Source organism: Cedecea sp. NFIX57 (assembly GCF_900177785.1).
GTDB classification, from domain to species: domain Bacteria; phylum Pseudomonadota; class Gammaproteobacteria; order Enterobacterales; family Enterobacteriaceae; genus Cedecea; species Cedecea neteri_C.
Genome location: NZ_FXAS01000017.1, coordinates 58,636 through 85,278, shown reverse-complemented (window position 1 = coordinate 85,278; position 26,643 = coordinate 58,636). Strand labels below are relative to the sequence as shown.

Below are 26,643 nucleotides of genomic sequence, written 5' to 3'. Positions count from 1 at the left end.
TCTCCTTAACGGTGGCCGTAGGCGCGAGGGCGGGTGTAGTAGTCGATCAGCGGCACGGTAATATTGCCCAGCAGTACGGCGAATGCTACGCCATCAGGGTAACCGCCGTAAGTGCGGATCAACCAGACCAGCAGACCAACCAACGCCCCGAAAATCAATCGACCACGGTTGGTCGTCGAGGCGGTGACCGGGTCAGTCAGGATAAAGAACGCGCCGAGCATGGTCGCGCCGGAGAACAGATGCACCATTGGCGACAGGCATTTTTCCGGGGCAATAACCCAGCCGAACGTGGAGCAGACGGCCAAAGCCACCAGGAAGCCTGCCGGAATATGCCAGCGAATGGTGCCACGCCACAGCAGGAACAGGCCGCCGGCCAGATACGCCAGGTTAACCCACTGCCAGCCGAGGCCCGCCAGCGCGCCGCCATAGATTGGCGCACTCAGAAGTTGCTCCGCGGAGTGCCCCGCGTGCAGGCCAGTTTTGAAGGTGTCCAGCGGCGTGGCCTGGCTGATGCCGTCCACGCCCATGCGCAGCGTATCCATGGTGCCGCCTGTGGCGGTTGCACCGTGGAAAATCACCTGCAGGCTGTCAACAAAACCCGGTACGTTGGCGGCAATAGATTGCGGCGGCAGCCAGGAGGTCATTTGCACCGGGAAAGCAATCAGCAACACAACGTAACCAATCATCGCCGGGTTAAACGGGTTATTGCCGAGGCCGCCATAAAGCTGCTTGGCAATGATGATCGCAAACACCATCCCGACAACCACCATCCACCACGGCGCGAGAGGCGGGATACTGATCCCCAGCAACAGGCCGGTCAGCAGCGCCGAGTTATCGGCAAGGTGGTTCTGGACGGATTTTTTGCGCAGACGTAGCACCAGCGCTTCGGCGGCCATAGCGCTAACTATCCCCAATACAACCTGAATCAGGGTTCCCCAGCCAAACCAGTACCACTGCATCGCAATGCCGGGCAGGGCTGCGAGACAAACCAGCAGCATAATCCGCGCGGTGCTGCGCTGATTATGGGTGAACGGGGAGCTTGCGATTTTAAAAACCATTTATTCCTCTGGAGACATCTGAGCGGCTTTACGCGCCTGAACGCGGGCAATTGCCGCAGCCACTGCAGCTTTGCGTGGATCTTGTTCTTCTTGTGGGACTGATTGCTCGCTTTCCGCTTTCTGCGCCGCTTTACGAGCTTTAGCGCGAGCAATAGCGGCCTCAACGGCGGCTTTACGCGGATCAACAGCTTCTTGCTCAACGGCAGCTGTTTCGGCGCTTTCTGCATTTTGCGCGGCCTTGCGGGCCTTAGCGCGAGCAATAGCGGCTTCAACGGCGGCTTTACGCGGGTCAACGGCTTCTTGCTCAACGGCAGCGGGCTCAGCGCTTTCTGCGTTTTGTGCTGCTTTGCGAGCTTTGGCACGGGCAATGGCGGCCTCAACAGCGGCTTTACGCGGATCAACGGCTTCTTGCTCAACGGCAGCGGGCTCAGTGCTTTCTGCGTTTTGTGCTGCTTTGCGAGCTTTGGCACGGGCAATGGCGGCTTCAACGGCAGCTTTACGCGGATCGGCTTCAGGGCTGGTCAACGATTCTGCTTGTTGAGCTTTCTCCGCCTGGCGCGCACGCGCTTCAGCTTTACGGGCTTCGCGGGCAGCAATGACTTCGCTGTTGTCCGGCGTACTGCCGGCTTTCACCACGATCGGTTCGTCGCTGGTCTGCGCTTTTTTGTTCTTCACGCGGGCAAGCGCGGCTTGAATAGCGTCATTATCTTTTGCTGTAGGCTGAACGGCGGCATTTTTATGGCGTTCAAGGCGAGCGGCTTTCTCACGCTCCAGCCTTTCCTGACGGGCTTCAAAGCGAGCCTTAGCTTCAACGGTGCGTTTTGCTTCCAGTTCAATCTCACGAATCTCAGCTTTTTCCTGCCGGAAGTACTGCACCAGCGGGATATTGCTCGGACAAACGTAGGCGCAGGCCCCGCACTCGATGCAGTCCGACAGGTTGTAGGTGGTGGCTTTGTCGTGCTGCTGGCCTTTGCTGAACCAGTACAGCTGCTGCGGCAGCAGATCGGCCGGGCAGGAGTCCGCGCACGCGCTACAGCGAATACAGCCTTGTTCTTCTTCCTGTTCGCCCATTTCAGCCGGAGACGGGGCCAGCAGACAGTTAGTGATTTTCACCACCGGGACATCAAGCCACGGCAGGGTAAAGCCCATCAGCGGCCCACCCATAATCACTTTCTGATCCTGCCCCGGGCGGAAGCCCGCAAAACTGAGCAGGTGGCTGACCGGCGTGCCCAGGCGCGCCCAGACGTTGCCGGGCTGAGTTATCGATTCGCCGGTTAAAGTGACGACGCGCTCGGTGAGCGGTTCGCCATCAATCACCGCACGTTTAATGGCATACGCGGTACCGACGTTCTGCATCAGAATGCCAATGTCGGACGAACGGCCCCCGTGGGGCACCTGCTTGCCGGTTAAAATCTGCGTCAGCTGTTTAGCGCCGCCGGACGGATATTTCGTCGGGATGACCCGCAGCTGCATATCGTGGCTATTGGCCAGCACTGCCCGCATCATGGAGATGGCCTGCGGCTTGTTGTCCTCAATGCCAATAAGAATGCGCTGTGGCTTCAGAATATGGGCCAGAATGCGCACGCCTTCGATGATTTGCGCGGCGCAATCCTGCATCAGGCGGTCGTCGGCGGTGATGTAGGGCTCGCATTCGGCGGCGTTCACGATCAGCGTGTCAATTTTATCGCCACCGCCCTGCAGTTTGCTGCCGGTCGGGAACCCCGCCCCGCCCAGCCCGGCCACGCCGAACTGATGAATGCGTTCAATAAGGGCTTCGCGGCTCTGGCAGCGGTAGTCGCTCCAGCCGTCTCGTTCAATCCAGCGGTCTTCACCGTCGGCATCAAGAATGACGCTAAGTTCGGCGAGGGCAGAAGGGTGCGCGGTTGAGTGTGGTTCAATAGCTTTAATGATGCCGGAGGTTGGAGCATGTACCGGCAGCATACGCCCGCGCCCACGGGTCAACGGCTGGCCGCGTAACACATGATCACCAGGTTTGACGCACAGTTCACCTTCCGCGCCGATGTGTTGCTTGAGTGGGATCACGAGCTGAGAGGGAAGCGGAACCTGGCGCAGCGGCGTGCCGTTAGACTGGGTTTTCATCTCCGGTGGATGAATGCCGCCGTCAAAGTCCCAAATTCTGTCTTTTTTAAAGCGATTGAAGATATTAAGCATGGTTATCCGCCGGGATCATACGCACCGGGATGGTCTGCAAATCCCATTTCCAGCTTTCTGTCGTTGGGCTGACGGGGATCAGGTCGATGCAGCGGGTAGGGCAAGGGTCGACGCAAAGGTTACAGCCAGTGCACTGGTCGCTGATCACGGTATGCATGGCGCGGGTCGCGCCTACAATCGCGTCAACGGGGCAGGCCTGAATGCATTTTGTGCAGCCGATGCAGTTTGCTTCGTCGATAACGGCGAGCATGCGCACCGGCTCTGCGGCGGTGGCGTCACCGTCAATCGGCTGGGGCTCAACGTTCAGGGTGCTGGCAATTTTTAGCATTACGGCTTCGCCGCCCGGCGCGCAAAGGTTTATTTTCGCGCCCTGATTGCCAACGGCCTCTGCGTAAGGGCGGCAGCCAGGGTAACCGCACTGGCCACACTGGCTCTGGGGCAGCAGTTCGTCAATACGGTCAACTATTGGGTCTTCTTCTACTTCAAAGCGGCGAGAGGCATAGCCGAGGATCAGGCCGAACAGCAGCCCCATCAGCGTGACCGAAATAATCGCCATCCACAACGTTGTCATCAGAACTTCACCAGACCGCTAAAGCCCATAAATGCAAGGGCCATCAGGCCTGCGGTGACCAGCGCGATAGCGTTGCCGCGAAACGGAGCAGGAATATCTGCTACAACCATGCGCTCGCGAATGGCAGCGAACAGCACCATTACCAGCGAGAAGCCCAGCGCGGCGGAAAAACCGTACACCGCGGACTGCAGGAAGTTATGGCCCAGGTTAATGTTGAGCAATGCCACGCCGAGGACGGCGCAGTTGGTGGTAATAAGCGGCAGGAAGATCCCCAGCAGGCGATAAAGCGCGGGGCTGGTTTTACGCACCACCATTTCGGTGAACTGCACGACAACCGCAATAACCAGGATGAACGCCAGGGTGCGAAGATAGATCAGGTCCAGCGGTACCAGGATAAGCTCGTCGATGATCCACGCAAAAATAGAGGCGAGTGTCATCACGAAGGTGGTTGCCAGCCCCATGCCGATGGCGCTTTCCAGTTTTTTGGAAACCCCCATAAACGGACACAGACCAAGGAACTTCACCAGCACGAAGTTATTGACCAGCACGGTACCTACAAAGAGCAGCAAATAATCTGACATGATTCGACCTGAAACAAAAAAAGCCGCCTATTATCGACGAATCGGCGGGCGGCGACAACGGGCTATCTATAGGGTTATTACGGGTTAATGAAGGTCTGCTTCACTCGCTTCGAACGCTTCAAATAAGGCACCAGTAATGCCGCCGCAAGCAGAGAAGGCAGCAGCAGCTGAACCGCGACCTTGTCGCTGACCGGCGAAAACGCAAAGGATTTAATCGCCAGCAGCACGGTGAACAGCAGCCACAGAATGTAATGGCGGACCACATTCTGGCGGCGTTTAAAGAACGCAATGGTTAGCCAGAGGGTATAAGCCCACATCGCCATCGCGCAGCCGACGGATAAGCTGAACAACAGCGTTGTTTTTGCGTCAGCGTTGGCCAGCGCCTCGCGGGCTGCCGGGGATAAAATCATCATCAGGAAACTTAACAGCGCCACCGAGCTGCTGAGCAACGACATCAGTAGCCAGGCCAAAGGGGCAAGGAGCCAGCCGGCAATGCGCGGGGGTTGGGGCGTCGTCATGTGTCCTCCCGATTTTAAATAAGGTGAATAAAGCGGGAGGATTATAAGGGATTTTGCCGCTAATGCTACCGGCAGCGGCTATACAACGTAACGCCAGACCGTTTTCGGCACGCATCCGAGGTCGAAAAGGCGCCCGCCGGAGGCCAGTTCGGCTCTGCGGTGATCGGCCGCGCGATACATATTCATGATTTCCTGGCTGTCGGTCAGGGTGTAATTCAGGTGATCAAATAGCTTTTCCAGATTTTCCTGTGAGCTTATTTTGCGGAATTTCATCAGGTAGTCCAGGGCACTAAGAGGTGTTGCATTTTCCATGGCGGGTATCAATTAATCACGGTCGGCGGATTGAGAGGCGATGATAATCGCAAACGCGGTCGCGGCTTAGCGCTATTATTACTCGACGGAACAATTAGGAGTTTTCTTTGCAATGGCCAGGAATATCGCACCCTGGACTACATAAAATCTCCTTAATTTTAATTTACCCTGGCCGTTCGGGCTAAATGAAGACTGTTATTTAAAGCCATAATAACTGTCAGGACTATTAGCAATAATGGCGGTCTTATGCCCGGGAAATGCGCAATCCAGAAACTTGCGGTTGTCGCCCACCGGGGGATAAGGTGAAATGCCGGAGTTCATTAAAGAGAGGAAAACACATGAGTGATACCATCCGCGTCGGGCTTATCGGTTACGGTTATGCCAGTAAGACTTTTCATGCGCCGCTGATTTCCGGTACGCCAGGAATGATCCTCGCCGCAGTTTCCAGTAGCGATGCTGAAAAAGTGCACGCCGACTGGCCGGGGATGACGGTCGTGTCCGATCCTCAGCACCTGTTTAAAGATCCCGCCATCGATCTTATTGTCATTCCTACCCCGAATGACACCCACTTCCCGCTGGCCAAAGCGGCGCTCGAAGCCGGAAAACACGTCGTCGTTGATAAGCCTTTCACCGTCACGCTGTCCCAGGCTCGGGAGCTGGATGCGCTGGCTAAAAAACTCGGCCTGCTGCTGTCCGTGTTCCACAACCGACGCTGGGATAGCGATTTCCTGACGGTGAAAAATCTGCTGGCGGAAGGCACACTCGGCGAAGTGGCTTATTTTGAGTCCCATTTTGACCGCTACCGCCCGCAGGTGCGTAACCGCTGGCGTGAACAGGCGGGCGTCGGCAGCGGTATTTGGTACGATCTTGGGCCGCATCTGCTTGACCAGGCCATTAGTTTGTTCGGGTTGCCTGTCAGTCTGACCGTCGACCTCGCGCAGCTTCGTACCGGGGCGCAGGCGACAGACTACTTCCATGCCGTGCTGGCTTACCCGCAGCGTCGTGTCGTGCTGCACGGTACGCTACTGGCAGCGGCGGAAACGGCGCGCTACATCGTGCATGGCACGCGCGGGAGCTACATTAAATACGGCCTTGATCCGCAGGAAGATCGTCTGAAAGCGGGCGAACGCTTGCCGCAGGAAGATTGGGGTTACGACATGCGTGACGGCGTGCTGACCCTGGCTCAGGGCGATCTAATGGACGAGCAGACGCTGCTGACCGTGCCGGGTAACTATCCGGCTTATTACGCGGGAGTGCGCGATGCTCTGGTTGGTAAAGGGGAGAATCCTGTCCCGGCAGCCCAGGCGATTCAGGTCATGGAGCTGATTGAGTTGGGCATCGAGTCCGCGAAAAAACGTGCGACGCTGAATCTTGCCTGAGACTGGCCCTCACCGCGAACGGTGAGGGTTTACCGTTAATGCAGATTATTAAAGTTGTAGGTGAAGGTCAGGCTGAAGCGGACATCGCGGCGGCTGCTGTCGCTGGGTAAATCAGCCAGCGGCCTGGCCGCCTCAACGGAAACAGAGTAGTGACGGCTGTCGCCTACCGTTACCCCGGTGGCAATAGAGGCCAGGCGCTGGTGACGGAAGCCCGGCTGGTTGAACCAGGTCTGGGCGGTGTCGGCCACGACGTAAGGCTGCACCGTGTTAATCCACACGCCGTTATCGAGGTTATGGAGGTAACGCATTTCAACCTGCCCGCCGTAGCCGTAATCCCCGCTGGCCTCGCCGTCAGGATATCCCCGGCCAAAGCGCTGTGCGCCGAAGCTTACGCGCTCGGCTTCTGGCAAATTATTGTTCGACCAGTCCCCCTCCAGCGACGTACTCAACCGCCATTTGGGCATAACCAGCCAGGCGGCATCGACGTTTCCCTTCCAGCGCGTGAAGTTGAGATTAGTGTTTAATCCTGGCGTGACGCTCGCCCCAAAGGCATCAATACCTTTCCGCAGAGTCAGGCGGGTGCTCCAGTTGGTGGTGTCGTACTCGCGGTAGCCCCAGGCTGAAAATTCTGCCGCCGGGTAGCGAGCGCGCTGGCTGACGCCGGGCAAATCAATGGTATTGCCGAAGCCGCTGGCGCGCAGCGCATAATCGTCGCGCTTATCGACATAATCCAGCCCGCCGCTGACCGAAAACTGCTTCTTGCGCTCAAGCAGCAGCGGGTAGCTGAAGGCTATCCCCCCGGTGTACTGGGTGGTTTTTTCCTTTGCGTCGATAGAAATGTTCTGCGGCAAATAAAGCAGCGGCGTGTAATCAGTGGGATTTTCACGATAGAAGCTGCCTTTCAACTGCATCAGCAGGCCGTTATCGGTGAGGTATTGCTGATAGTTGGCCCCAAAGTAGGTCTTTTTCGTGCTGCTATCCAGCGGCACCAGCGTCGCCAGCCCTAGCTGATCGCCGTAGCTTGTGAGGTTGCTGAGCGTGCCGTTAATCAGCGCCAGGTTTGAGCCTTTGCGCGTGTCTACCGTGGAGGAAATATCCCAGATATGCGGCTGAGTGGCGTCAACATTCATATCCGCCGCGCCGTAAATGTTATTGGGTAACGCGGCGTTGGCTTCCACTTTTGTCGCTGGCGTGCGCTGCATCAGCAGGCTGTAGCGGTCAAACGTCGCCTGACTGAGGGGTTTTTCATTCATCATCAACGCCGACAGACGGCTTAAGCGTTCGCCCGTGCTCGCGTTATCGCTTTTGATGTTGCTGTGCGCGATATAGCCTTCAACCAACACAATGCGCACCGTGCCGTCGTGGAAATTGTCGCTCGGCAGGTAAGCGTAGGACAGCGGCAGGCCATCCTGCTGGTAGCGCTGGGTAATGCCGTTGGTTAACGTTATCAACTGGGCCAGCGGGACCGTTTTGCCGACCAGCGGCATAAACGGCTGAGCCAGCGAGTCAAGTTTATAGCGCGTGCCGCCAATAAACTGCAGATGTTTCACCGTAACCGGCGTCTGCGGGGTTAGCTGCGGTGCGGGCAGCGGCGTTTTCACCTCCGGCTGTTTTTGTGGCGCAACCGGAATAGCGAGAGAACGGGCGGCTTTAGCGGGGTTATTGGGGTCGATAAGCGTGGGTGACATATCGGCGTAGCTGATACTCAGCGTGGCGCCGTACAGCAACACGATACCCAGACGAGTGTCCATGATGATCTCCCTTAACTGCGCAGCGAAGAATATGCTGTGAAAAAAGTGCTCCCGCCGTTACCACGGGAGCACATGTGCTATAGCGAGCACTATTTGGTTTTCAAAAGACCGTTGACCGCGCCGGTAAGCCCGACTTGCTGGCCTGAACTTGTATCACTGCCTGTCGCACTGGCGCTGACATTGGTGGTTAGCGAAGAGGTCAGGCCGCTCACTGTGGTGCCAAGGCCGGTCACCAGACCATTCCCCCCCACGCCGAGCGAGCCAGAAGCCCCCGCTGAAACGGAGCCTGAGCTGCCGCTGGTTTGTACTGGTTTCACCAGCGCGCCGCTGTCAGTCACCACCTGGCCGGTATTCTGAACAACCTGCCCCAGGCCACCGAGAGACGAGTTACTGCCGCTGATGTTAGTCCCCAGGCCGCTGACGGCTCCCCCTGTGGTGGTCAGCAGATTACTGACTGGTGTACCCAGCCCGGTCGCCCCGCCCACGGCTTGTGTTGCTTTCTGTGTATCTGAAAGGGTGGTGTTAACCAGCCCCGTTGCGCCAGTTGTCAGGTTTGATACGCCAGGGCTTTGCACCGTTTGAGTCAGGGCATTCCCTGTGCCTGTCACAACCTGTCCCGCAGTATTGACCAGGCCACCTGCTGCGCCGGTTACCCCGCCGACTGGCGTATTGGCCGTTGAGCTTGCCAGATTAGTTCCGACTGCTGAGACCGTTGTGCCGAGACCGGATACGGCATTAGTGGCGCCGGTCACAGTGGTGCCCACCCCGTTAGGGTTGTTAGCATTGCCAAGACCGTTTACTACACCGTTGCCGACGGTTGAAATGGCGCTGCCGGTGCCATTCACGGCCACGGCAACGGTGGAGGTCACAGGATTATTTACCGGCAACTGAGAAGCCACGCCGCTGACCGTGCTGCCAACCCCACCAACAACGCCGCCAGCATCCTTGATGACATTATTACCGGCGCTGTTGGAGACGGTTGTGCCGCCGCCAGTTCCTCCGCCACCAGTACCGCCACCAGTACCGCCACCAGTACCGCCGCCGGAGCCACCACCCGTCCCTGTGCCGCCACCCGAACCCGTTCCTCCTCCGGAACCGTCACCGCCAGAACCCGTTCCTCCTCCGGAACCGTCACCGCCAGAACCCGAGCCGCTCCCGCCGTTGCTTGCGGTGTCTGTGCCTGTGGTGCCGGCAGACCCGGCCGTTTTCGCCGTATTGTGCGAACTCCCGCCGCCGCCGCTACAGGCCGACAGGGAGAAGGCAAGAAGTACCGCCATCGCAATAGCGCTGAGGCGGCCAATGTTATTTGAGCGCATAGCAATACTCCACTATTAGCACGCCGGACGGCGTATTAATAAGTGTATGGCGTATTTTAATCACTGCCACATCACAGCTCATATAATATGAATTTAAATTTCTAAATGGGATTTTTGTCTTATTTTCGCACTTTTGCGTTGAGGGTCTTTCTTATTAATTTGATGTTTATCATGTGGTTATATTTTTACCAAAGGGTAAAGATATTTTCATGGAAGTTGGCTTGATTTACCCGGAAATCTCTCCTTTAAATAATTTTAAATTAAGCCGGGCTGTATTCATATTTTAGTTTTAGTTACGCTAAATACCTCGCGTTCGGCTTCTGGATAAAAAACGGCGTTGCTAGCGCATATTTTTTTGGAAGTTTGCAAAATTGTTAACTCGCCAGCGCGGCCAATTTGTTGCAAAGTAACAGCCAAAATAATGTCTGGCAGGCAGAGGAACAGGATGGGTTGGCTACAAAAACTAAAAATCGATAATTTTTTACTGATCATGATTGGCGTGGTGATCGTGGCGTCGCTGTTCCCGTGCGAAGGGATAGTGAAAACCGGGTTTGAATACCTGACGACGTTTGCCATCGCGTTACTCTTCTTTATGCATGGGGCAAAACTCTCCCGCGATGCCATTGTGGCGGGGATGGGGCACTGGAAACTTCACCTTGTGGTATTTCTCAGTACCTTTGCGCTGTTCCCGCTGCTGGGGCTGGCGATGGGCTTTCTCTCTCCGGCGATTCTGAGCCAGCCGCTGTATATGGGCTTCCTCTATCTTTGTGCGCTGCCTGCGACGGTGCAGTCGGCCATCGCCTTTACTTCGGTTGCTGGGGGTAACGTCGCGGCGGCGGTGTGCAGTGCTTCAGCGTCCAGCATCCTGGGGATCTTCCTCTCGCCTGTTCTCGTCGGAGCGCTGATGCAGACTCAGGAGGGCTCAACCGACACGCTGCATGCCATTGGCAAAATCATTATGCAGCTGATGGTGCCGTTTGTTATCGGGCATCTTTCCCGGCCGCTGATTGGCAAATGGGTCGATCGCCATAAAAAGCTCATTGGCCTGACCGACAGATCGTCCATTTTACTGGTCGTCTATGTCGCGTTTAGCGAGGCGGTAGTCGAAGGGATTTGGCATCAGGTCAACGGTTTCTCGCTGCTGATGGTGCTGGTCTGCTCACTGGTGCTGCTGGCCATTGTGCTGGTGGTGAATACGCTGGCGGCGCGCCTGTTGGGCTTTAATACGGCTGACGAGATTACTATCGTGTTTTGTGGGTCGAAGAAAAGCCTGGCTAACGGCGTACCGATGGCCAATGTGTTGTTCCCGGCGAGTGCGGTGGGGATGATGGTACTGCCGCTGATGATTTTCCACCAAATCCAGCTGATGGTTTGCGCCGTTCTGGCTCAGCGCTATGCCCGCAAAACGGCCGAATAAAAACGGCAGCTGGAATCCGCGTCCTGACGCCAGCTGCCGGGGAGATTACGCCGCCTTAACCTTAGCGATAAGCGCCTGTTTCTCGGCTTCGCTCAGGAACGCAATCTTCAGGCCATTCTCCTGCGCGGTGCGAATGTGCGCCGCGCTGAGGCCGGCCTGAGGTGCCGCGACGGTATACTCATGAATAATATCGATGCCCTGAACCGCCGGGTCATCGGTATTGATCGTCGCCAGCACGCCGTGATCCAGGAAAGCAATAAGCGGGTGTTTGTCCAGGGCCGCAACGGTGCTGGTCTGAATATTTGAGGTCAGGCAGGACTCAATGCCGATTTTATGCTCGGCCAGGAAATCCATCAGCGCCGGATCTTCAACCGCTTTTACGCCGTGGCCGATACGCTCCGCGCCCAGCTCGCGAATAGCCTGCCAGATACTTTCTGGTCCGGCTGCTTCACCGGCATGAACGGTAATCCGCCAGCCAGCGTCCCGCGCACGATTAAAGTGATTCAGGAACAGACTCCCCGGGAAGCCGAGTTCGTCGCCGGCTAAGTCCAGCGCGGTGATGCTGTCGCGGTGGGCGAGCAGGGCGTTCAGTTCCGCTTCACAGGCGGCTTCACCAAAGGTACGGCTCATAATGCCGATCAGACGGGCTTCAACGCCAAAGTCGCGACAGCCCTGGCGAACACCTTCAATCACCGCTTCAACCACGCCGACGACCGGCAGGTTGTGGCTCATCGCCATATAGCCAGGGGAGAAACGCAGCTCCACATAGTGCAGGCTGTTGCGGGCGGCGTCTTCAATGTTTTCCCAGGCGACGCGGCGGCATGCCTCGAGATCGCCCAGCACTTTAACGCCCCAGTCCAGCTTCTGCAGGAAGCTAACCAGGTCCGGTGCAGTTTCAACGACCTGAACGTGGGGACGCAGGGTTTCGAGGGTGTTGGCAGGCAAAGATAAATTAAACTGGCGGCCGAGATCGAGGATGGTTTGCGCACGAATATTGCCATCAAGATGGCGGTGCAAATCGGTTAACGGCAGGGTGGTATCAATCATGGTCGCACTCTTTTTTTGATTAAAGTGCGGCGTATTATAAAAAGAAATGGGGGGCAATTGCTACGGCTGTCAGCATTTTGTTGCGCAAACGTCCCTGTCGCGCTTTTGCTGAGGAAAATTACTGCAGCGTCAGCTTGTAGCCCAGATGGCTGGCCTCAAAGCCAAGGTTGTCATAAAAGCGGTGCGCATCCGTCCGCGTTTTGTCCGTTGTGAGCTGTACGAGATGACAGCCTCTTTCTTTGCACTGCTGGACGGCCCAATCCACCATCTGTTTCCCAAACCCCGTCCCTCTCTGCGAACGCGCAATGCGTACCGCTTCAATCTGGCCGCGCCACGCGCCTTTGCGCGCTAAGCCCTGAATAAAGGTCAGTTGTAACGTCCCGATGACCTCATCTCCGGATACGGCCACGGCAAGTAGCTGATTCGGGTCGGCATCGATGGCATGAAAAGCTTCAATGTAGCGCTGATCTAAGGGAAGGCTGGGATCTTCTCTCAGACGGCCCAGGATGTCGTCGGCTAGCAGGGTGATAATGGCGGGAACATCGGCAAGCTGCGCTTTGCGAAACAGTATTTCGGTCATTGGCTGGTTTCCATCAGGAGGAGGGAGAAACGCTTAAGCCTGAAAATACTATCACAGCCAGCTTTTGGGGCTGGCTGTTTTTGGGGTTTATAAAAAGTTGTTTGTAAGCATATTTAAATAAAAAAGATCTTTTTATTCGCCTGTTTCACCGACGGCTGCCAATCCATATTTAATCGCGCAGGTAGCGATAAACGTCGGCATAAACTGGTCAATCAAAAAACGTGGATTGGGCTGCTTATCTTCATAAAAACCGGACAGGACGAAACCCGCCTCAAGCTGCCCGCCGATCTGTTCTGCCAGTGAATGGCCGAAGACGAACGCTTCTCCCCGAGCCTGTTTCGCGGCCAGCTCGTCGGCTGTTAGATCATTAACGTCAGAATAGGGCAGGCTGAATCTTGGGCGGATAACGCCCTGTTCGGCATAGTTGGCTGCACGATCGCCAATAAAAACGACCGGATTAAAAAAGCTGGATAACAGCTTTCCGCCTCTCGCTAAAACCCGATAACAGCCGCGCCAGACGGGGCGAATATCCGGCACGTACTGGTTGGATATCGGGTGGATAATGTAGTCAAAGCTTTCATCCGCGAAACGGGACAGATCGCGCATATCGCCCTGGACAAATGTCAGCGTCAGATTGTCCCGTTGCGCAACAAAGCGGTCTTTATTGAGCTGTTCTTGCGATAAATCATATACGGTGACTTCCGCCCCGGCAGCGGCCAGTACCGGCGCCTGCTGGCCTCCGGCAGACGCCAGGCAGAGAATGCGTTTTCCCTGCACGTTCGGTAGCCAACTGTCAGGGAGCTTGCCTGGCGTTAAATGAATCTGCCACTCGCCTCGGCGAGCTTGCTCAATTATGTCGGTGCTGACAGGCTGTGACCATTCGCACTGCTGGCGGGCAAGGGCATCCCATGCGGCGCGGTTGTGCTCGAGTAAGTCGGAAGAGTGGGTAAGTGTATCAGGCATCTTGTTTTCCTCTGGGGAGTGAAAGCAGGGCCAGGGAATAGCGAACGGCGGCAAGATGTGTGGCAAAAAACACAGACGAAATTGCAACAATAAACAGCAATGCGTATTCACACTGGCATAAGTCAGGCAGCGAGCGCATTAGTTGTTCATTTCGTTGCAAACCTCGGGGAGAAAGAGTGGGTGATTAACTTTAGTTTCTGCCTGGAAGAGGGTCAACCACCATTTGAGGTAGTACAAAAAGCGCGGGTTCCCCCGCGCCCTGTGACTCAGGCCTGAGCCATGTTTTTTGGCTCGATCAGGCGGCGCAGCAGCGGGATCAGCAGCAGTAAAATAACGCCGGTAGCGACGGAGCCCCAGCCAAGCTGACTAAAGACTTTGCTATAGCCAGGGTCGGTCAGTATCGGCGTGCTGCCGCTGTTTTGCGGCATACGGCCGGAAACATAGCCCGCCAGCACGGAGGCCACGCCCGTAACCATCATCCAGCAGCCCATCATCAGGCCCTGCAGGTTGGCCGGGGCCAGTTTGCCGATCATCGAGTAGCCCACCGGGGAAATCAGCAGCTCGCCGATGCTCTGCAGAATGTAGCTCAGCACAATCCATTTCAGCGCCACCATGCCGTCCGCGCCGGCGAGGGAAATGCCCAGCGGCAGCACCAGCATGCCAACACCCATGCAGAACAGCGAAGAGGCAAACTGAGCGGGTATGTCGATGCGCACGCCGCGATCGCGCAGGCGTTTGAACAGCCAGGCCATCAGCGGGCCGCCGATCACGATGACTATAGTGTTGATGTTTTGCAGCCACTGCGGAGAGACTTCCCAGCCGAAAGCGTTCAGGGTGACGTTATGCTCGGCGAACAACGTCAGCCCCATTGGTGCCAGCTGGTACAGCGACCAAAATACCAGCGAGCCCGCTGCCAGCAACAAGTAGGCTACCATGCGGCGACGTTCGTGCTTGCGAGGGTGGCGGGCGGTCATGACGCAGAGCGACAGGAAGACCAGCGCGCCCAGCACGATAACAAATGTGCTGCTGAATTCGGTGTGCCCCAGCAGCAGGCGCAGGACGGGAACCAGAAGAATGAGGATCAGCAGGCCAAAAGCCATGCGCAGGTAAAACCCTCTCCCTTTGACGTGCTGCAGCGGGGTGCTGATATCGGCCAGCACCGGCCAGCGGAGTAAGGTAATGACTATGGCGGCGACGTTGCCGAGGGTAGCAAACAGGAACAGCGCCCGGTAGCTTTCTGTCAACTGGTAGTAGCCCGCCACGGTAAAGCCGATAAAGAAGCCCAGGTTCATCCCGGCGTAGTTCCACAGGAAGGCGGCTTCTCGGCGATCGTCATCCGGCGCGAAACGCTGGGTCAGCATCATGTTCAGGCAGGTGACGTTCAGCCCGCTGCCGCTCAGGAACATCGCCAGCCCCCACCACAGGCCCGTCAGGCCCGCGTCGGCAATCAGATAGCAGCCCGCGACCTGCAGCAGCATCCCCAGCACAAACAGGTTCCGGTTGCTCAGATAGCGGCCCCCGAGGCAGCCGCCAAACAGGTGCAGCCCGTAGTTGAATGCCCCGAAGATCCCCATCATGGCATCGGCCTCGCCTTCGCTAAAGCCCAGCCGCTTCGTAACGTAAAGCACCAGCGTGGAGTAAAGCACCGCAAAGCCCAGGGTGGCGAACATCTGAATAAAGAACAGCGCGCCCGAGCCGGGAGGAATGGCCTGATGCGAAGCGTGGCCGGAAGATAAACTCATATTGTCTCTCTCAACAACAAAAAGACCCGGGAAGCAGGGCGTCATCGGGTCTTAATTTCTATGACTATGATGAGGGAGCATTTTCGTCGTTTTTAGTGGTTTTATGCAAAGCTGAACGACTAAATATTCACATTAAATAATTTCAAAATTTTACAAACCAAAAAGATAACCAGACGAAAGTGCTTAAAAATCACTCCGAGTCGGGGCTGCGGGGAAATTCAAGGTGGCCGGTCACCTCACCCCAGGTTGCGCCGACTGGCGAGAGAAATAGCGGATGCTGAGCGCAGTAAACCGGGTTGATCATGCCCTCCAGCGTGCCGTCCTCGCGGCGAATATCCCAGCGAACCCATGCATGTTTTGTCATATCTGCATGGATATCTTGCGGAGCATTTTCCAGGGGATATTCAGCCAGAATGCCCGCTTCCGATACGACCTGAAGCGTGTAGCGCTGTTCTCTATCTTTTACCGCCACGGTCAAGGCGATCTGTTTGCCATCGGCGGCGTCACCCGGCAGCAGCGCGCCGTCATTCAGGCTGAACGTCAGGCCGCAGCGGCGCTCAAAGTAACAATGTCCTTTTTTGATGGCCGCCAGGATAGCCTCTCCGCTAAGCGCCTCGGCATAAACCCAGGTTGCCGGGTCGCCGTACATGGACGGCTCGGTAGCCTGCGGATAGCGCTCGTGGGGTTGCATGTGGCAGTCGCTGCCGCCGACGGCATAAATTCGGTGTCCCGCGTTCCACAGCGTGGTGAAGATCTCGACCACCTGCTCGTTCGCGGTGGTGGCGTTTTTCCAGGTCGGGTCGTTGAGCACTTCCAGCACGTCGATATCCGCCATCGGCATGTCGTTATAGAGCCAGCTCCACGGGTGCAGCATGGCGTGGTTTACGCTCAGCACGCTTTCTGGCCGCTTGAGCGCAATGCCCTGAGTCAGTAGGCCGCGGCTGCTGTAATCTGCATTGAGCATATTCAGCGTTGCAGCGGGGCCGTGAACGTTCAGGTGGCCTTTGTCGGCGGTAACTTCAATACTTGGCAGCAACAAAACGCTGTCGTGGCGCGGCAGGCAGGCGTGGGACAAGTTGTGCTCGGTCAGGAAGAAGAAATCTAATCCCTGTGAAGCCATGATATCCAGCGCCTCAGGCAGCGTGTTGTTGCCGTCGGACAGCGTGGTATGGCCGTGCAGGTCCCCGCGATACCAGCCGGGACGATCGCTCAGCGCTCGCTGATAGTCAAAAATGACCTGGTGATCCGGGCGCAGCACGTCTTGTTTTTCAAAATCAACGGGAGCGGCCAGTGCGTCAAAGCTGATGTTCAGTTGATAACTCATGGGCTGCGGAGAGCGGCTTTCACCGATGACGTTATAGATATGCAACTGCCATTCTCCGGTGGGCAGTTCGCCCGGCAAGGCGCCCACCGAAGCCCAGTCTGTGCAGACTGTCAGCACCTTTTCCGGTTTTTGCAGCATCACCGAAGCACGAAGCTGCTGGCGGCTGTCGTAAAGGTAGCAGTAGAGGTGCCCGGTACGCAGCGTCGTGCCCGTCAGGCTAATCGCCGGGGTATTGTCTGCCACAGGGAAGGTGTGAACGGCATGACCGAAGGGAATTTCACCGGAAAAAACGTGCATGATTTGCTCCTGTTCTTAATTGTCACGAGATTAAGGGGAGCGGGTGAAGATTGTGTGTCGGTTGGGTGTCGGAAAGATGACGAAGTGATGAATGCAGCAGGAGAAGAAGGGGAGCGGGCTCCCCTTTAAGGACTATTTCAGTGAACGGAGCCCATTGATAAGCCGCTCGACGCCAGCCTCAAGTTTGACGCGTGGGCACCCGGCGTTAAGACGCACAAAACCGTTGCCTTCCAGGCCGTAGGTGTAGCCAGGCATGATGGCGACTTTCTGCTCTTCAATAAGCACCTTCTGCAGTGCTCTGTCGTCGAGCCCTAGCGGACGTAAATCAACCCAGGCCAGGTAGGTTGACTGCGGCGGCTGCCAGTTAAGTTCAGGAAATGCCTGGTTCAGCCTGTCGGCGACGAACTGCAAATTGCTTTGCAAGTAGTCTCGCAGTGCGTCAAGCCAGGGTTGACCTTCCCGGTAGGCGGCGATATGAGCCACAACCGCCAGCACGGCCGGAGAGGAGAGGCCATCCTGCCCTTTGAGCACGTTCAGGTACTGCTGGCGGTCGTCCTCATTATTTATCAGGCCATAAGCACCGGTGAGCGCGGGGATATTGAAGCTTTTGGAGCCGGACGTGAGCAACGCCCAGCCGCCGTGGCCAACTTCGCACCACGGAATGTGACGGTTATTGCCCCACACCATATCCATATGGATCTCATCGCTGATAACCCGCACGCCGTGGCGTTCGCAGAGTCCAGCCATGGTGGTCAGCTCTTCCCGCGTCCAGACTTTGCCTGTCGGGTTATGCGGGCTGCAAAGCAGCATGATTTTACATTCAGGCCGGGCGAGCAGGGTTTCCAGCTCCGCCATATCGCAGTGCCAGCCTTCCGCTGATTTTTGCAGCGGCGCGCTCAGAACCTGACGCTGATTGCCTTCAATTGCTTTGTAGAACGCATCGTACGCCGGGGTGTGAATCAGCACGCCGTCGCCCGGCTGTGACCACTGCCGTATAAGCTGCGAAACCATGTAAATCACCGAAGGCCCGTAGACCACGCTTTCCGGGTCGATGGTGCTGCCGAAACGCTGTTGATACCAGTGGGCGATAGCGGAGAGAAAATCGTCGTTCTTCCAGCGACTGTAGCCGAGCACGCCGTGGGCCAATCTTTTTTGCAGAGCATCAAGAATGCAGGGCGCGGTAGGGAAATCCATGTCGGAGATGGTGAAGGGCAGCAGGTCGGCGGCGCCGAAGCGGTCGGCCACGTAATCCCACTGGGTGCACCAGGTGCCGTGGCGGTCAACCGGCACAGAAAAATCAAACATAAAACCTCACAGCTTTTAACCACAAAGAGGGAAAACCGCGCTTTCCCTCTTTGTCTGATAATGAAGAGCGCCGGGGCGCTCCTGGATAAATTAAGCCTCGACGGTGCGCATCAGGCCGACCATCTCATCTTTTACCGACTGAACCTGTGGCCCGATAACCACCTGCAGGTTGTGTTCGTTGAGCTTCACCACGCCGATGGCGCGGTTGGCCTTCAGCGCCGCGGTATCCACCAGCGACATGTCTTTAACCGACAGACGCAGGCGGGTGATGCAGTTATCCAGCGTTGAAATGTTATCGCTGCCGCCCAGTGCCGCCAGAATCGCTGGCACGTTGTAGCCAGATTTGCCCGTGTGGCCGCCAACTGGTTTTTCTGCGGTGGTGGTTTCAATATCGCGCCCTGGGGTTTTGATATTGAAGCGGGTGATAGCGAATCGGAAGATGGCATAGTAGCCAGCAAACCATACCGCAGCCACAACCGGCACCATATACCATTTGGTGGACAGGCCGTGCAGCACGCCGAAGACGAAGAAGTCGATAATGTTGCCGTCGGTGTTGCCGATAGTCACGCCCAGTACGGACATCATGGTGAAGCCAATCCCGGTCAGCACGGCGTGAATGAGGTACAGCACCGGGGCGACGAACAGGAACAGGAACTCGATAGGTTCGGTAGTACCGCCGACGACGCAGGCGATCACGCCGGAGATCAACAGCCCTTTAATCTTGTGGCGGTTTTCCGGGCGAGCGCAGTGGTACATCGCCAGCGCGGCACCTGGCAGGCCGCCGAGGAACGCTGGCATTTTACCCTGGGACAGGAACTGCGTTGCGCTCTCAGAGAAGCCGTGGGTAGTCGGGCAGCTCAGCTGCGCCTGGAAGATAGTCAGCGCGCCGCTTACGGTGTGGCCGCAAACGTCCATCGTGCCACCCGCTTCGGTGAAGCGAATCAGAGCCACCAGGATGTGCTGCAGACCGAACGGCAGCAGCAGACGCTCCCCGGTACCGAAGATCATTGGCCCAAAGATACCTGCGCTGTGGATCATGTAGCCCAGGGCGTTGATCCCGGCGGCAAAAACTGGCCAGATCAGCGGAATAACCAGGCCAACCAGCCCCATCACCAGGGTGGTAATGATCGGTACAAAGCGGGTGCCGCCGAAGAACGCTAACGCGTCCGGCAGGCGGATATTGTGGAAACGCTCGTGCAGCAAATAAACAATAATCCCGGCAATAACCGCGCCGAGAATACCGGTATCAATAGACTGCACGCCGAGCACGCTTTGAATGTTGTTGGCTTTGAGGATTGCCGCATCGGTCGTCGGCAGGATGCCTTTGGCGGTCAGCCAGAAGTTAACCGCCAGGTTCATTACCATATAGCCAACGAAACCGGCGAAGGCGGCCACGCCTTTATTCTCGCGCGCCAGGCCCAGCGGGATGGCGATACAGAACATCACCGGCAGGAAGCTGAACGCGAATGAGCCCATTTTGCTCATCCAGGTAAAGATCAGCTGTAAGACCGGATTACCCAGCCACGGGATTTCGGTCACAACGTCATGGCTGCTCAGCGAACTGCCGATCCCCAGCATGATGCCGCAGAATGACAGCAGCGCGACCGGCAACATAAAAGTCTTGCCGAGGTTCTGGAAAAACTCCCAAAGCGATTTTTTTTGTGGTGTATTAGCCGCCATCACGACTCCTTGACCCGGTTAAAATGAGGTGTTGTGTAAGTAAAGTTTGAAAATGATAAAACGTTTTACCCAATTTTATCGTGAGGACGATCGCAGAATTACCGCGCATAATGAAGTTGAATATGCCAGCATAAGTAAAACGTTTTATCTTTATATTTATCGATTCACGGAGGATCTGACTTAACGATGTCGACGCTGACCAAAAGAATCACTATCAACGAGGTTGCCGAGGCCGCAGGTGTCTCGGTGACCACGGTATCGCTGGTGCTTAGCGGCAAGGGCAGGATCTCCACCGCCACCGGTCAGCGGGTGAATGAGGCTATCGAAAAGTTAGGCTTTGTGCGTAATCGCCAGGCGGCTTCGCTACGCGGCGGGCAGAGCGGGGTGATTGGCCTGATTGTCCGCGACCTCTGTAATCCTTTTTATGCGGAGTTGACCGCCGGGTTAACGGAAGCGCTGGAGCAGCAGGGCCAGCTTCTGTTTCTTACCCAGAGCGGAAGCCAGGGGCAGCACATGCAGCGCTGTTTCGACACGCTGGTGGCCCAGGGCGTGGACGGCATTATTATTGCCGGGGCGGCAGGCCAGGGGGCGGACCTGCGGGATATGGCAGTACAGAATAAGGTGCCGCTGGTGTTTGCCTCGCGGGCAAGTTATCTGGACGAGGTTGATATTATCCGCCCGGATAATATGCAGGCGGCGCAAATGGTGACCGAGCATCTGATTAAACGCGGGCATCAGCGTATTGCCTGGCTCGGCGGGCGTAGCTCGTCGTTAACGCGGGCGGAGCGGCTGGGCGGGTTTTGCGCCACCCTGATGCAGCATGGACTGCCTTTCCATAGCGACTGGATCCTCGAGTGCGAGCCGAGCCAGAAGCAGGCGGCGGATGCCATCACGGAACTGCTGCACAACTTTCCGACCATCAGCGCCGTGGTTTGCCACAACAGTACAGTGGCGATGGGGGCATGGTTCGGCCTGACCCGTGCAGGCTGGCAGATGGGTGGCGGCAGCGTGGACAGTTATTACGACCGGCACATCGCGCTGGCAGGCTTTGCTGAAGTCACAGAAGATGACCTGGACGACGTGCCGATGACCTGGGTGACGACGCCTGCAAGGGAAATTGGTCGCAGCGCGGCGCAGCGCATTCTCCAGCGGGCCCAGGAAAGCGACGTCGTGTACAGCAACCAGATCATGCCGGCGCGGTTAATCACTATTAAAAACTAACTTTTGCAGGGATCACATGAGCGACTTTCCTACACTTACCGGCCAGCGTGTCAAGCTTAGACCCCTGGAACTGAGCGATGCTCCACTGCTGGTTGAGGCCGCCTCTGACGGTGAGCTGTGGAACTTGCCGTTTACCGTTGTGCCGTCCGCACAGACGGTAAACGACTACATCCAGCATGCACTCAATGGGCGGCAGGCAGGGACAATTTTGCCGTTCGTGACGATAGATATTGAGTCTGGAAACGTGATTGGCTGCACGCGGTTTTGGAAAATAGATATGAAAAACCGCAAGCTTGAAATTGGCAGTACGTGGCTTGCCACCCGCTGGCAGCGCACATGGGCCAATACCGAAGCCAAATTTCTGATGCTGCAATATGCGTTTGAGACGCTGGATTGTGTGCGGGTGCAGTTCACCACGGATGTGATCAACGAAAAATCTCGCCGCGCCATTCTGAGATTAGGCGCGAAGCAGGAAGGAATAGTCAGACACGAGCGGATTATGCCGGATGGCCGAAAGCGTGACTCGGTGAGATTTAGCATTATTGACGATGAATGGCCGGAGATTCGGGACTCGCTTGCGGCGCTGCTGGCTGGCAGAAACTAAAAAACCCGCCATCTGGCGGGTTTTTGTATGGCTTACTGCTGAGGTGCCGGGTCGGCGTCCGGAGATGAATCATCCCCCGGCGCTTCGTCCTGCGGCTGCGGTACGGCATCGCTGTCGTTATCCTGCAGCGCCGGGCCACCCATACCCGCTGGCAGGGCGAACATGCTGAACAACTCACCCAGCGACATCTGCTCGCCGTTCAGCGAGGCTTTTCCGCTGCCGTATTGCAGGCTGGTGGTGATGTTATCGCCGTCAACCTTGGTGATGCGGAACATCTGGCCCATGGCGGCGAGGCCTTTGATCTGCTGGCCGGCGAGTTTGTCCGACTCTTCCGGACTGTAGCCTTCCAGCTGTGCCACCTGGGACATCAGCCCTGTAGCCATTGGCATAGGGATCACCAGCTTCGCGTCGAGAGATTTCACGTAGCGATCCAGCTGCTCTTCCGGCGTATTGGCCGGGCCGGTTGCGCCCTGAGGATCTTTCATGAACAGGGACAGGTTAAAGGTCGATTCGCCTTTCGCGTTCTTCCAGCTCAGCGGGGCAACGGTAATGATAGGGTTGCCCTTCAGCAGCAGCGGCAGGTTAGCGCTAATCAGCTCCACGGATTTTTGCTGGTAGAGCTCAGGGTTTTGCTGCAGCGCCGGGTCGGCCATTAGCTGCTGTACGCCAGCGTTGTACTTCTGGGTAAAGTCGCGTAGTGCGGCGGCATCAATATTGCCGAGCTTAAGCGTCAGCTTGCCGCTGCCCATGTTCTGGTTCTGGACTTTCAGCGCATCCAGGCTGTAGTCGAACTGGCCGGTAAAGTGCTTTTTGTCGTCCTGCACGTCAGATTTTGCGTTCAGGTTGAAGCCTTCGACAACGGCAATTTCTTTGCCGTCCACAACCATAGATAGCTTGTCGATAGTCGCTTTCTGTGAGCCTACGCGCTGGTCAAACAGGCTGCGTTTGCTGTCTCCGTCGGTTTTGATCCCGTTGAAAGAGAGCTGCACGCGCTGGCCGTATTCGTTGACGGTGTTCACAAGGCCGCTGTCGGCCGAGCCGGAAAGGGCGATTTCATTTCCTGCGCCGTCCACGTCGGCGGTGAACTTGCCGCCGCTGAAGCTGAACTTGTCTTCACCCTCGGTGGCATCAATGGCCGCCAGCGCGATATCCGAAGACGTTGCGCCGCTGTAGCCGACGCGAGTTTCCACGCCGATAAGCGGCTTATCTTTGGTCAGCGTGAAAAGATGTTTGGTCACGTCGTTATTCACCAGTTCGGTGTGGATCGACGCCATGCTCGGTATCAGGTTGAATTTCTTCAGCTGCGCGAACGGGAAAGGACCATGATCGATGGTTTCGTTGAATAACACGCTTTGTTCTGGCGTGAGCAGGGCATTTTTCGTCCCGGCAGCCTGCTTAACCACCAGCTGTACCGAACTGTGGAAAAGCCCACGTTTGTAGTCCTGGTAGCTCAGCACAATCCCCGATTCCGGTGCTGAATTTTTGATTTCAGCATTGGCGTTATCAATCATTTCGGCCATACGACCTTCGAGCTGTTTACCCGTAAACCACGCTCCGCCGGTCCATACCACGCCCAGCGCAACAATTACCCCAACCGCAACCAGAGATTTTTTCATCGTGTCATTATCCATGTATAGAAGCCGGTAGCCGTCCCCCACCGGGCGAAAGAAAAACGCCTGTTATCAGGCGTTTTCGTCAACATGCTTACTAGCTTAGCAATACGCGCTAAAAAGATCAGTAAGTTAAAGTTTATTAAACACTCGTGCTACCCGGCCAACGCCGCTGACGGCAATTGGCGACTCGGCGGCGCTAATAAACGCAGACTCACCCGGCTTCAGCACCAGACGCTGGGCGTCTTTGGTTAGCACGGCTTCACCTTCAACGCAGAACACAATGGCTGCGCTTTGCTGTGCCAGCGCGGCTTCCTGCGTACTCAGGTCGTGCAGGGAAAAGGCAAAGTCATCCACAGGAATAGCGAAGTCCAGCTCGCTGCCGGTTTTCTGCGGCTGGGTCAGCAGTTGGTTGGCCGGTTTTGGCTCGAACTTAACGTTAGCCACCAGTTCAGGAATATCAATGTACTTCGGCGTTAATCCGGCACGCAGCACGTTGTCAGAGTTGGCCATCACTTCCAGCGCCACACCGTTCAGGTAGGCATGTGGGGTTTCGGCGAACAGGAACATTGCCTCGCCGGGCTCAAGCTTAACCACGTTCAGCAGCAGCGGGGAGAAGAGGCCGCTGTCGTCCGGGTAGAATTCGGAAATCACGCGAATGGTTTCCCACGGCTCACCCTGCTGATTATTCAGGGCAGCTTTCAGCACGCCGAGCGCCAGGGCTTTTTCTTCGCCCTGCATATTCAGCAGGCCGGCAAACAGCTGCGCCAGACTTTCGGCCCCGGGCTGCTGGAGGAAATGCGCAATCAGCGGATGAGCGCCAGATACCGGCTGCAGTAGCGACACAATGTCAGAGAATTCGCGGAAAGCGTTCATCGCGAGGAACGGCGTCAGGGCAAAGACCAGTTCAGGTTTGTGGTTAGGATCTTTGTAGTTACGTTCTGCGGCATCAAGCGGAATACCCGCTGCATTTTCTTTCGCAAAGCCGATTTCAGACGCTTTTTTGTTCGGGTGAACCTGAATGGAGAGGGGCTGGGCGGCACAAAGGACTTTGAACAGGAAAGGCAGCTCGCCAAAACGCCCGGCAACGGCTTTCCCCAACAGCGCTTGCTTGTCGGCGTCAATCACATCGCGCAATGCGTGCGGTTGCCCGTTGGCATCGAGCACTTTTGAGCTACTCTTTGGGTGAGCGCCCATCCACAGTTCGGCCATGGGCTTATGCTGCGGGTTGGCGATGCCGTACAGTTCCGTTAGCGCCGTTTCACTTCCCCAGGTATAATTTTGTACCGCATTGATCAATTTTTGCATCTCAGGTCCCTGTCATCATTGAGTCGAAGTTTCAGTTATTAAACCAATTATCCGCCGCGAAGTAACCAGGGCAACAAAAAGTCGTATTAGTCTCAGTTTCTGTTAAAAAATTGTGTAGCATGTTATGACTTGTTTTTGGAACGCAGCGTAAGATCCTGCGCTGAAATATAAAAATTAACGTTACTGTTGTCGCAAGTGAGAGAAATATGTCGAATAAACCCTTCCATTACCAGGAGCCTTTCCCGCTCCAAAAAGACCCGACCGAATATTACCTCCTGAGCTCCGACTATGTTTCCGTCGCCGAGTTTGACGGCCAGCAAATCCTCAAGGTTGATCCTCAGGCCCTGACGCTGCTGGCCCAACATGCCTTCCACGACGCTTCGTTTATGCTGCGCCCGGCGCACCAGCAGCAGGTGGCGGATATCCTGAGTGACCCGGAAGCCAGCGAGAACGATAAATACGTTGCGCTGCAGTTCCTGCGTAACTCAGACATTGCCGCCAAGGGCATTCTGCCGACCTGCCAGGACACCGGCACCGCTATCATCATGGGTAAAAAAGGCCAGCGCGTCTGGACCGGCGGCGGCGACGAAGAAGCGCTGTCTCGCGGCGTCTACAACACCTTTATTGAAGATAACCTGCGCTATTCCCAGAACGCCGCGCTGGATATGTACAAAGAGGTGAACACGGGTACCAACCTGCCAGCGCAGATTGATCTCTACAGCGTGGACGGCGACGAGTACAAATTCCTGTGCATCGCCAAAGGCGGCGGTTCTGCCAATAAAACTTACCTCTATCAGGAAACCAAAGCGCTGATCACCCCGGCGAAGCTGAAAGATTACCTGGTTGAGAAAATGCGTACGTTAGGTACCGCGGCCTGCCCGCCGTATCACGTGGCGTTTGTTATCGGCGGAACGTCTGCCGAAGCGACGCTGAAAACCGTGAAGCTGGCGTCAACCAAGTACTACGACGGCCTGCCGACGGAAGGCAACGAATACGGTCAGGCGTTCCGCGACGTGCAGCTGGAAGAAGAACTGCTGAAAGAAGCGCAGAATCTTGGTCTGGGCGCGCAGTTCGGCGGCAAATACTTCGCGCATGATATCCGCGTTGTTCGTCTGCCGCGTCACGGCGCATCCTGCCCGGTTGGGATGGGCGTGTCCTGTTCCGCCGACCGCAACATCAAAGCCAAAATCAACAAAGACGGCATCTGGCTTGAAAAACTGGAGCACAATCCGGGCAAATACATCCCGGAAGAGCTGCGTCAGGCAGGCGAGGGCGAGGCGGTGAAAGTGAACCTGAATCGCCCGATGAAAGAGATCCTTGCTCAGCTGTCCGACTTCCCGGTGTCCACTCGTCTGTCGTTAACCGGCACCATTATTGTGGCGCGTGACATCGCCCACGCTAAACTGAAAGAACGTCTCGATAACGGGGAAGATCTGCCGCAGTACGTGAAAGATCACCCGATTTATTACGCAGGCCCGGCCAAAACGCCTGACGGCTACGCATCCGGATCATTAGGGCCGACGACGGCGGGCCGCATGGACTCCTACGTGGATCAGCTGCAGGCCAACGGCGGCAGCATGATCATGCTGGCCAAAGGCAACCGCAGCCAGCAGGTGACCGACGCCTGTCACAAACACGGTGGATTCTACCTGGGCAGCATCGGTGGCCCGGCGGCCGTGCTGGCGCAAAACAGCATCAAGAGTCTGGAGTGTGTGGAGTACCCGGAACTGGGTATGGAAGCCATCTGGAAAATCGAAGTGGAAGACTTCCCGGCGTTTATCCTTGTGGATGACAAAGGCAACGACTTCTTCCAGAAAATTCAGGCCTCACAGTGCTCTCGATGCGTTAAGTAATACTCAAGCCGCCGCCTATAGTGGCGGCTTTTTT

At 56.5% G+C, this 26,643-nt stretch carries 22 protein-coding genes; 5 read left to right on the top strand and 17 right to left on the bottom strand.

All coding sequences use genetic code 11. The features are described 5' to 3' along the window. Positions 1-5 precede the first annotated feature (5 nt). The 6 genes from rsxD to ydgT form a co-directional block, all read right to left on the bottom strand. Positions 6-1,058 (bottom strand): electron transport complex subunit RsxD, encoded by a 1,053-nt coding sequence (rsxD, locus tag B9Y90_RS15880; protein ID WP_085541811.1) that lies wholly within the window; start codon positions 1,056-1,058, stop codon positions 6-8. Further along, positions 1,059-3,230, bottom strand: a complete 2,172-nt coding sequence (rsxC, locus tag B9Y90_RS15875; RefSeq protein WP_085541810.1) for an electron transport complex subunit RsxC — start codon at positions 3,228-3,230, stop codon at positions 1,059-1,061. Then, positions 3,223-3,801 carry an electron transport complex subunit RsxB gene (gene rsxB, locus B9Y90_RS15870; RefSeq protein ID WP_085541809.1) on the bottom strand — a complete coding sequence of 193 codons (579 nt, stop codon included), beginning with the start codon at positions 3,799-3,801 and terminating at the stop codon, positions 3,223-3,225. The genes rsxC and rsxB overlap by 8 nt, the downstream gene beginning before the upstream one ends. Continuing rightward, complete coding sequence (rsxA, locus tag B9Y90_RS15865; RefSeq protein ID WP_008456422.1) at positions 3,801-4,382, bottom strand: electron transport complex subunit RsxA; 582 nt, start codon at positions 4,380-4,382, stop codon at positions 3,801-3,803. The genes rsxB and rsxA overlap by 1 nt, the downstream gene beginning before the upstream one ends. Positions 4,383-4,459: 77 nt before the next feature. Next, on the bottom strand, positions 4,460-4,900 hold the full coding sequence (locus B9Y90_RS15860; protein ID WP_085541808.1) for a DUF2569 domain-containing protein: 441 nt from the start codon (positions 4,898-4,900) through the stop codon (positions 4,460-4,462). 78 nt (positions 4,901-4,978) lie between these two features. Next, a complete protein-coding gene (ydgT, locus tag B9Y90_RS15855) occupies positions 4,979-5,212 on the bottom strand; it encodes a transcription modulator YdgT (protein ID WP_008456420.1) in 234 nt (77 codons plus the stop codon). Between the two features lie 338 nt (positions 5,213-5,550). Between ydgT and B9Y90_RS15850 the strand changes: the two genes are divergently transcribed. After that, positions 5,551-6,591, top strand: a complete 1,041-nt coding sequence (locus B9Y90_RS15850) for an oxidoreductase (RefSeq protein WP_085541807.1) — start codon at positions 5,551-5,553, stop codon at positions 6,589-6,591. A gap of 35 nt (positions 6,592-6,626) precedes the next feature. Here the strand turns inward: B9Y90_RS15850 and B9Y90_RS15845 are convergent, their stop codons facing one another. Continuing rightward, positions 6,627-8,342 carry a ShlB/FhaC/HecB family hemolysin secretion/activation protein gene (locus tag B9Y90_RS15845; protein ID WP_085541806.1) on the bottom strand — a complete coding sequence of 572 codons (1,716 nt, stop codon included), beginning with the start codon at positions 8,340-8,342 and terminating at the stop codon, positions 6,627-6,629. Positions 8,343-8,431: 89 nt separating this feature from the next. After that, positions 8,432-9,658, bottom strand: coding sequence for a collagen-like triple helix repeat-containing protein (locus B9Y90_RS15840; RefSeq protein ID WP_254902703.1), 1,227 nt, complete (start codon positions 9,656-9,658; stop codon positions 8,432-8,434). Between the two features lie 445 nt (positions 9,659-10,103). Here B9Y90_RS15840 and B9Y90_RS15830 point away from each other — a divergent pair, with 445 nt between their 5' ends. Further along, a complete protein-coding gene (locus B9Y90_RS15830; protein ID WP_085541804.1) occupies positions 10,104-11,075 on the top strand; it encodes a bile acid:sodium symporter family protein in 972 nt (323 codons plus the stop codon). Between the two features lie 45 nt (positions 11,076-11,120). Here the strand turns inward: B9Y90_RS15830 and add are convergent, their stop codons facing one another. From add to malX, 7 genes are all read right to left on the bottom strand, one after another. After that, a complete protein-coding gene (gene add, locus B9Y90_RS15825; protein WP_085541803.1) occupies positions 11,121-12,122 on the bottom strand; it encodes an adenosine deaminase in 1,002 nt (333 codons plus the stop codon). Between the two features lie 118 nt (positions 12,123-12,240). Next, positions 12,241-12,702, bottom strand: coding sequence for a GNAT family N-acetyltransferase (locus tag B9Y90_RS15820; protein ID WP_039292568.1), 462 nt, complete (start codon positions 12,700-12,702; stop codon positions 12,241-12,243). Positions 12,703-12,834: 132 nt separating this feature from the next. Next, positions 12,835-13,665, bottom strand: coding sequence for a class I SAM-dependent methyltransferase (locus tag B9Y90_RS15815; RefSeq protein ID WP_085541802.1), 831 nt, complete (start codon positions 13,663-13,665; stop codon positions 12,835-12,837). Positions 13,666-13,931: 266 nt separating this feature from the next. Beyond that, the gene (locus B9Y90_RS15810; protein ID WP_085541801.1) at positions 13,932-15,407 is read right to left on the bottom strand and encodes a peptide MFS transporter; all 1,476 of its coding nucleotides are present in this window, start codon (positions 15,405-15,407) and stop codon (positions 13,932-13,934) included. Positions 15,408-15,597: 190 nt separating this feature from the next. Continuing rightward, positions 15,598-17,028: a CehA/McbA family metallohydrolase gene (locus tag B9Y90_RS15805; RefSeq protein ID WP_085541800.1), complete on the bottom strand. Its 1,431-nt coding sequence runs from the start codon at positions 17,026-17,028 to the stop codon at positions 15,598-15,600. 132 nt (positions 17,029-17,160) lie between these two features. Further along, entirely contained in the window at positions 17,161-18,333 is a 1,173-nt protein-coding gene (locus tag B9Y90_RS15800; RefSeq protein WP_085541799.1) for a MalY/PatB family protein, read from the bottom strand. Positions 18,334-18,423: 90 nt separating this feature from the next. Then, positions 18,424-20,013, bottom strand: coding sequence for a maltose/glucose-specific PTS transporter subunit IIBC (malX, locus tag B9Y90_RS15795; RefSeq protein ID WP_039292582.1), 1,590 nt, complete (start codon positions 20,011-20,013; stop codon positions 18,424-18,426). 186 nt (positions 20,014-20,199) lie between these two features. On the opposite strand from malX, the gene B9Y90_RS15790 reads away from it, so the two are divergent. Next, complete coding sequence (locus B9Y90_RS15790; RefSeq protein WP_085541798.1) at positions 20,200-21,234, top strand: Mal regulon transcriptional regulator MalI; 1,035 nt, start codon at positions 20,200-20,202, stop codon at positions 21,232-21,234. A gap of 16 nt (positions 21,235-21,250) precedes the next feature. Further along, positions 21,251-21,838, top strand: coding sequence for a GNAT family N-acetyltransferase (locus B9Y90_RS15785; RefSeq protein ID WP_085541797.1), 588 nt, complete (start codon positions 21,251-21,253; stop codon positions 21,836-21,838). Between the two features lie 32 nt (positions 21,839-21,870). On the opposite strand, the gene B9Y90_RS15780 is transcribed toward B9Y90_RS15785, so the two are convergent. Further along, positions 21,871-23,454: a YdgA family protein gene (locus tag B9Y90_RS15780; protein WP_085541830.1), complete on the bottom strand. Its 1,584-nt coding sequence runs from the start codon at positions 23,452-23,454 to the stop codon at positions 21,871-21,873. 126 nt (positions 23,455-23,580) lie between these two features. Further along, positions 23,581-24,756: a mannose-6-phosphate isomerase gene (gene manA, locus B9Y90_RS15775; protein WP_085541796.1), complete on the bottom strand. Its 1,176-nt coding sequence runs from the start codon at positions 24,754-24,756 to the stop codon at positions 23,581-23,583. A gap of 206 nt (positions 24,757-24,962) precedes the next feature. On the opposite strand from manA, the gene fumA reads away from it, so the two are divergent. Further along, positions 24,963-26,609 carry a class I fumarate hydratase FumA gene (gene fumA, locus B9Y90_RS15770; protein ID WP_008456390.1) on the top strand — a complete coding sequence of 549 codons (1,647 nt, stop codon included), beginning with the start codon at positions 24,963-24,965 and terminating at the stop codon, positions 26,607-26,609. The last annotated feature ends 34 nt before the right edge of the window (positions 26,610-26,643 follow it).

What these genes read in the sequence shown, in the direction of transcription:
- B9Y90_RS15805 (WP_085541800.1), bottom strand. Translation starts at nt 17,028, where the DNA reads ATGCACGTTTTTTCCGGTGAAATTCCCTTCGGTCATGCCGTTCACACC.
- rsxB (WP_085541809.1), bottom strand. Translation starts at nt 3,801, where the DNA reads ATGACAACGTTGTGGATGGCGATTATTTCGGTCACGCTGATGGGGCTG.
- B9Y90_RS15800 (WP_085541799.1), bottom strand. Translation starts at nt 18,333, where the DNA reads ATGTTTGATTTTTCTGTGCCGGTTGACCGCCACGGCACCTGGTGCACC.
- B9Y90_RS15820 (WP_039292568.1), bottom strand. Translation starts at nt 12,702, where the DNA reads ATGACCGAAATACTGTTTCGCAAAGCGCAGCTTGCCGATGTTCCCGCC.
- ydgT (WP_008456420.1), bottom strand. Translation starts at nt 5,212, where the DNA reads ATGGAAAATGCAACACCTCTTAGTGCCCTGGACTACCTGATGAAATTC.
- B9Y90_RS15860 (WP_085541808.1), bottom strand. Translation starts at nt 4,900, where the DNA reads ATGACGACGCCCCAACCCCCGCGCATTGCCGGCTGGCTCCTTGCCCCT.
- B9Y90_RS15785 (WP_085541797.1), top strand. Translation starts at nt 21,251, where the DNA reads ATGAGCGACTTTCCTACACTTACCGGCCAGCGTGTCAAGCTTAGACCC.
- B9Y90_RS15810 (WP_085541801.1), bottom strand. Translation starts at nt 15,407, where the DNA reads ATGAGTTTATCTTCCGGCCACGCTTCGCATCAGGCCATTCCTCCCGGC.
- rsxA (WP_008456422.1), bottom strand. Translation starts at nt 4,382, where the DNA reads ATGTCAGATTATTTGCTGCTCTTTGTAGGTACCGTGCTGGTCAATAAC.
- B9Y90_RS15840 (WP_254902703.1), bottom strand. Translation starts at nt 9,658, where the DNA reads ATGCGCTCAAATAACATTGGCCGCCTCAGCGCTATTGCGATGGCGGTA.
- B9Y90_RS15790 (WP_085541798.1), top strand. Translation starts at nt 20,200, where the DNA reads ATGTCGACGCTGACCAAAAGAATCACTATCAACGAGGTTGCCGAGGCC.
- rsxD (WP_085541811.1), bottom strand. Translation starts at nt 1,058, where the DNA reads ATGGTTTTTAAAATCGCAAGCTCCCCGTTCACCCATAATCAGCGCAGC.
- manA (WP_085541796.1), bottom strand. Translation starts at nt 24,756, where the DNA reads ATGCAAAAATTGATCAATGCGGTACAAAATTATACCTGGGGAAGTGAA.
- B9Y90_RS15845 (WP_085541806.1), bottom strand. Translation starts at nt 8,342, where the DNA reads ATGGACACTCGTCTGGGTATCGTGTTGCTGTACGGCGCCACGCTGAGT.
- B9Y90_RS15815 (WP_085541802.1), bottom strand. Translation starts at nt 13,665, where the DNA reads ATGCCTGATACACTTACCCACTCTTCCGACTTACTCGAGCACAACCGC.
- B9Y90_RS15780 (WP_085541830.1), bottom strand. Translation starts at nt 23,454, where the DNA reads ATGAAAAAATCTCTGGTTGCGGTTGGGGTAATTGTTGCGCTGGGCGTG.
- B9Y90_RS15830 (WP_085541804.1), top strand. Translation starts at nt 10,104, where the DNA reads ATGGGTTGGCTACAAAAACTAAAAATCGATAATTTTTTACTGATCATG.
- malX (WP_039292582.1), bottom strand. Translation starts at nt 20,013, where the DNA reads ATGGCGGCTAATACACCACAAAAAAAATCGCTTTGGGAGTTTTTCCAG.
- fumA (WP_008456390.1), top strand. Translation starts at nt 24,963, where the DNA reads ATGTCGAATAAACCCTTCCATTACCAGGAGCCTTTCCCGCTCCAAAAA.
- B9Y90_RS15850 (WP_085541807.1), top strand. Translation starts at nt 5,551, where the DNA reads ATGAGTGATACCATCCGCGTCGGGCTTATCGGTTACGGTTATGCCAGT.
- rsxC (WP_085541810.1), bottom strand. Translation starts at nt 3,230, where the DNA reads ATGCTTAATATCTTCAATCGCTTTAAAAAAGACAGAATTTGGGACTTT.
- add (WP_085541803.1), bottom strand. Translation starts at nt 12,122, where the DNA reads ATGATTGATACCACCCTGCCGTTAACCGATTTGCACCGCCATCTTGAT.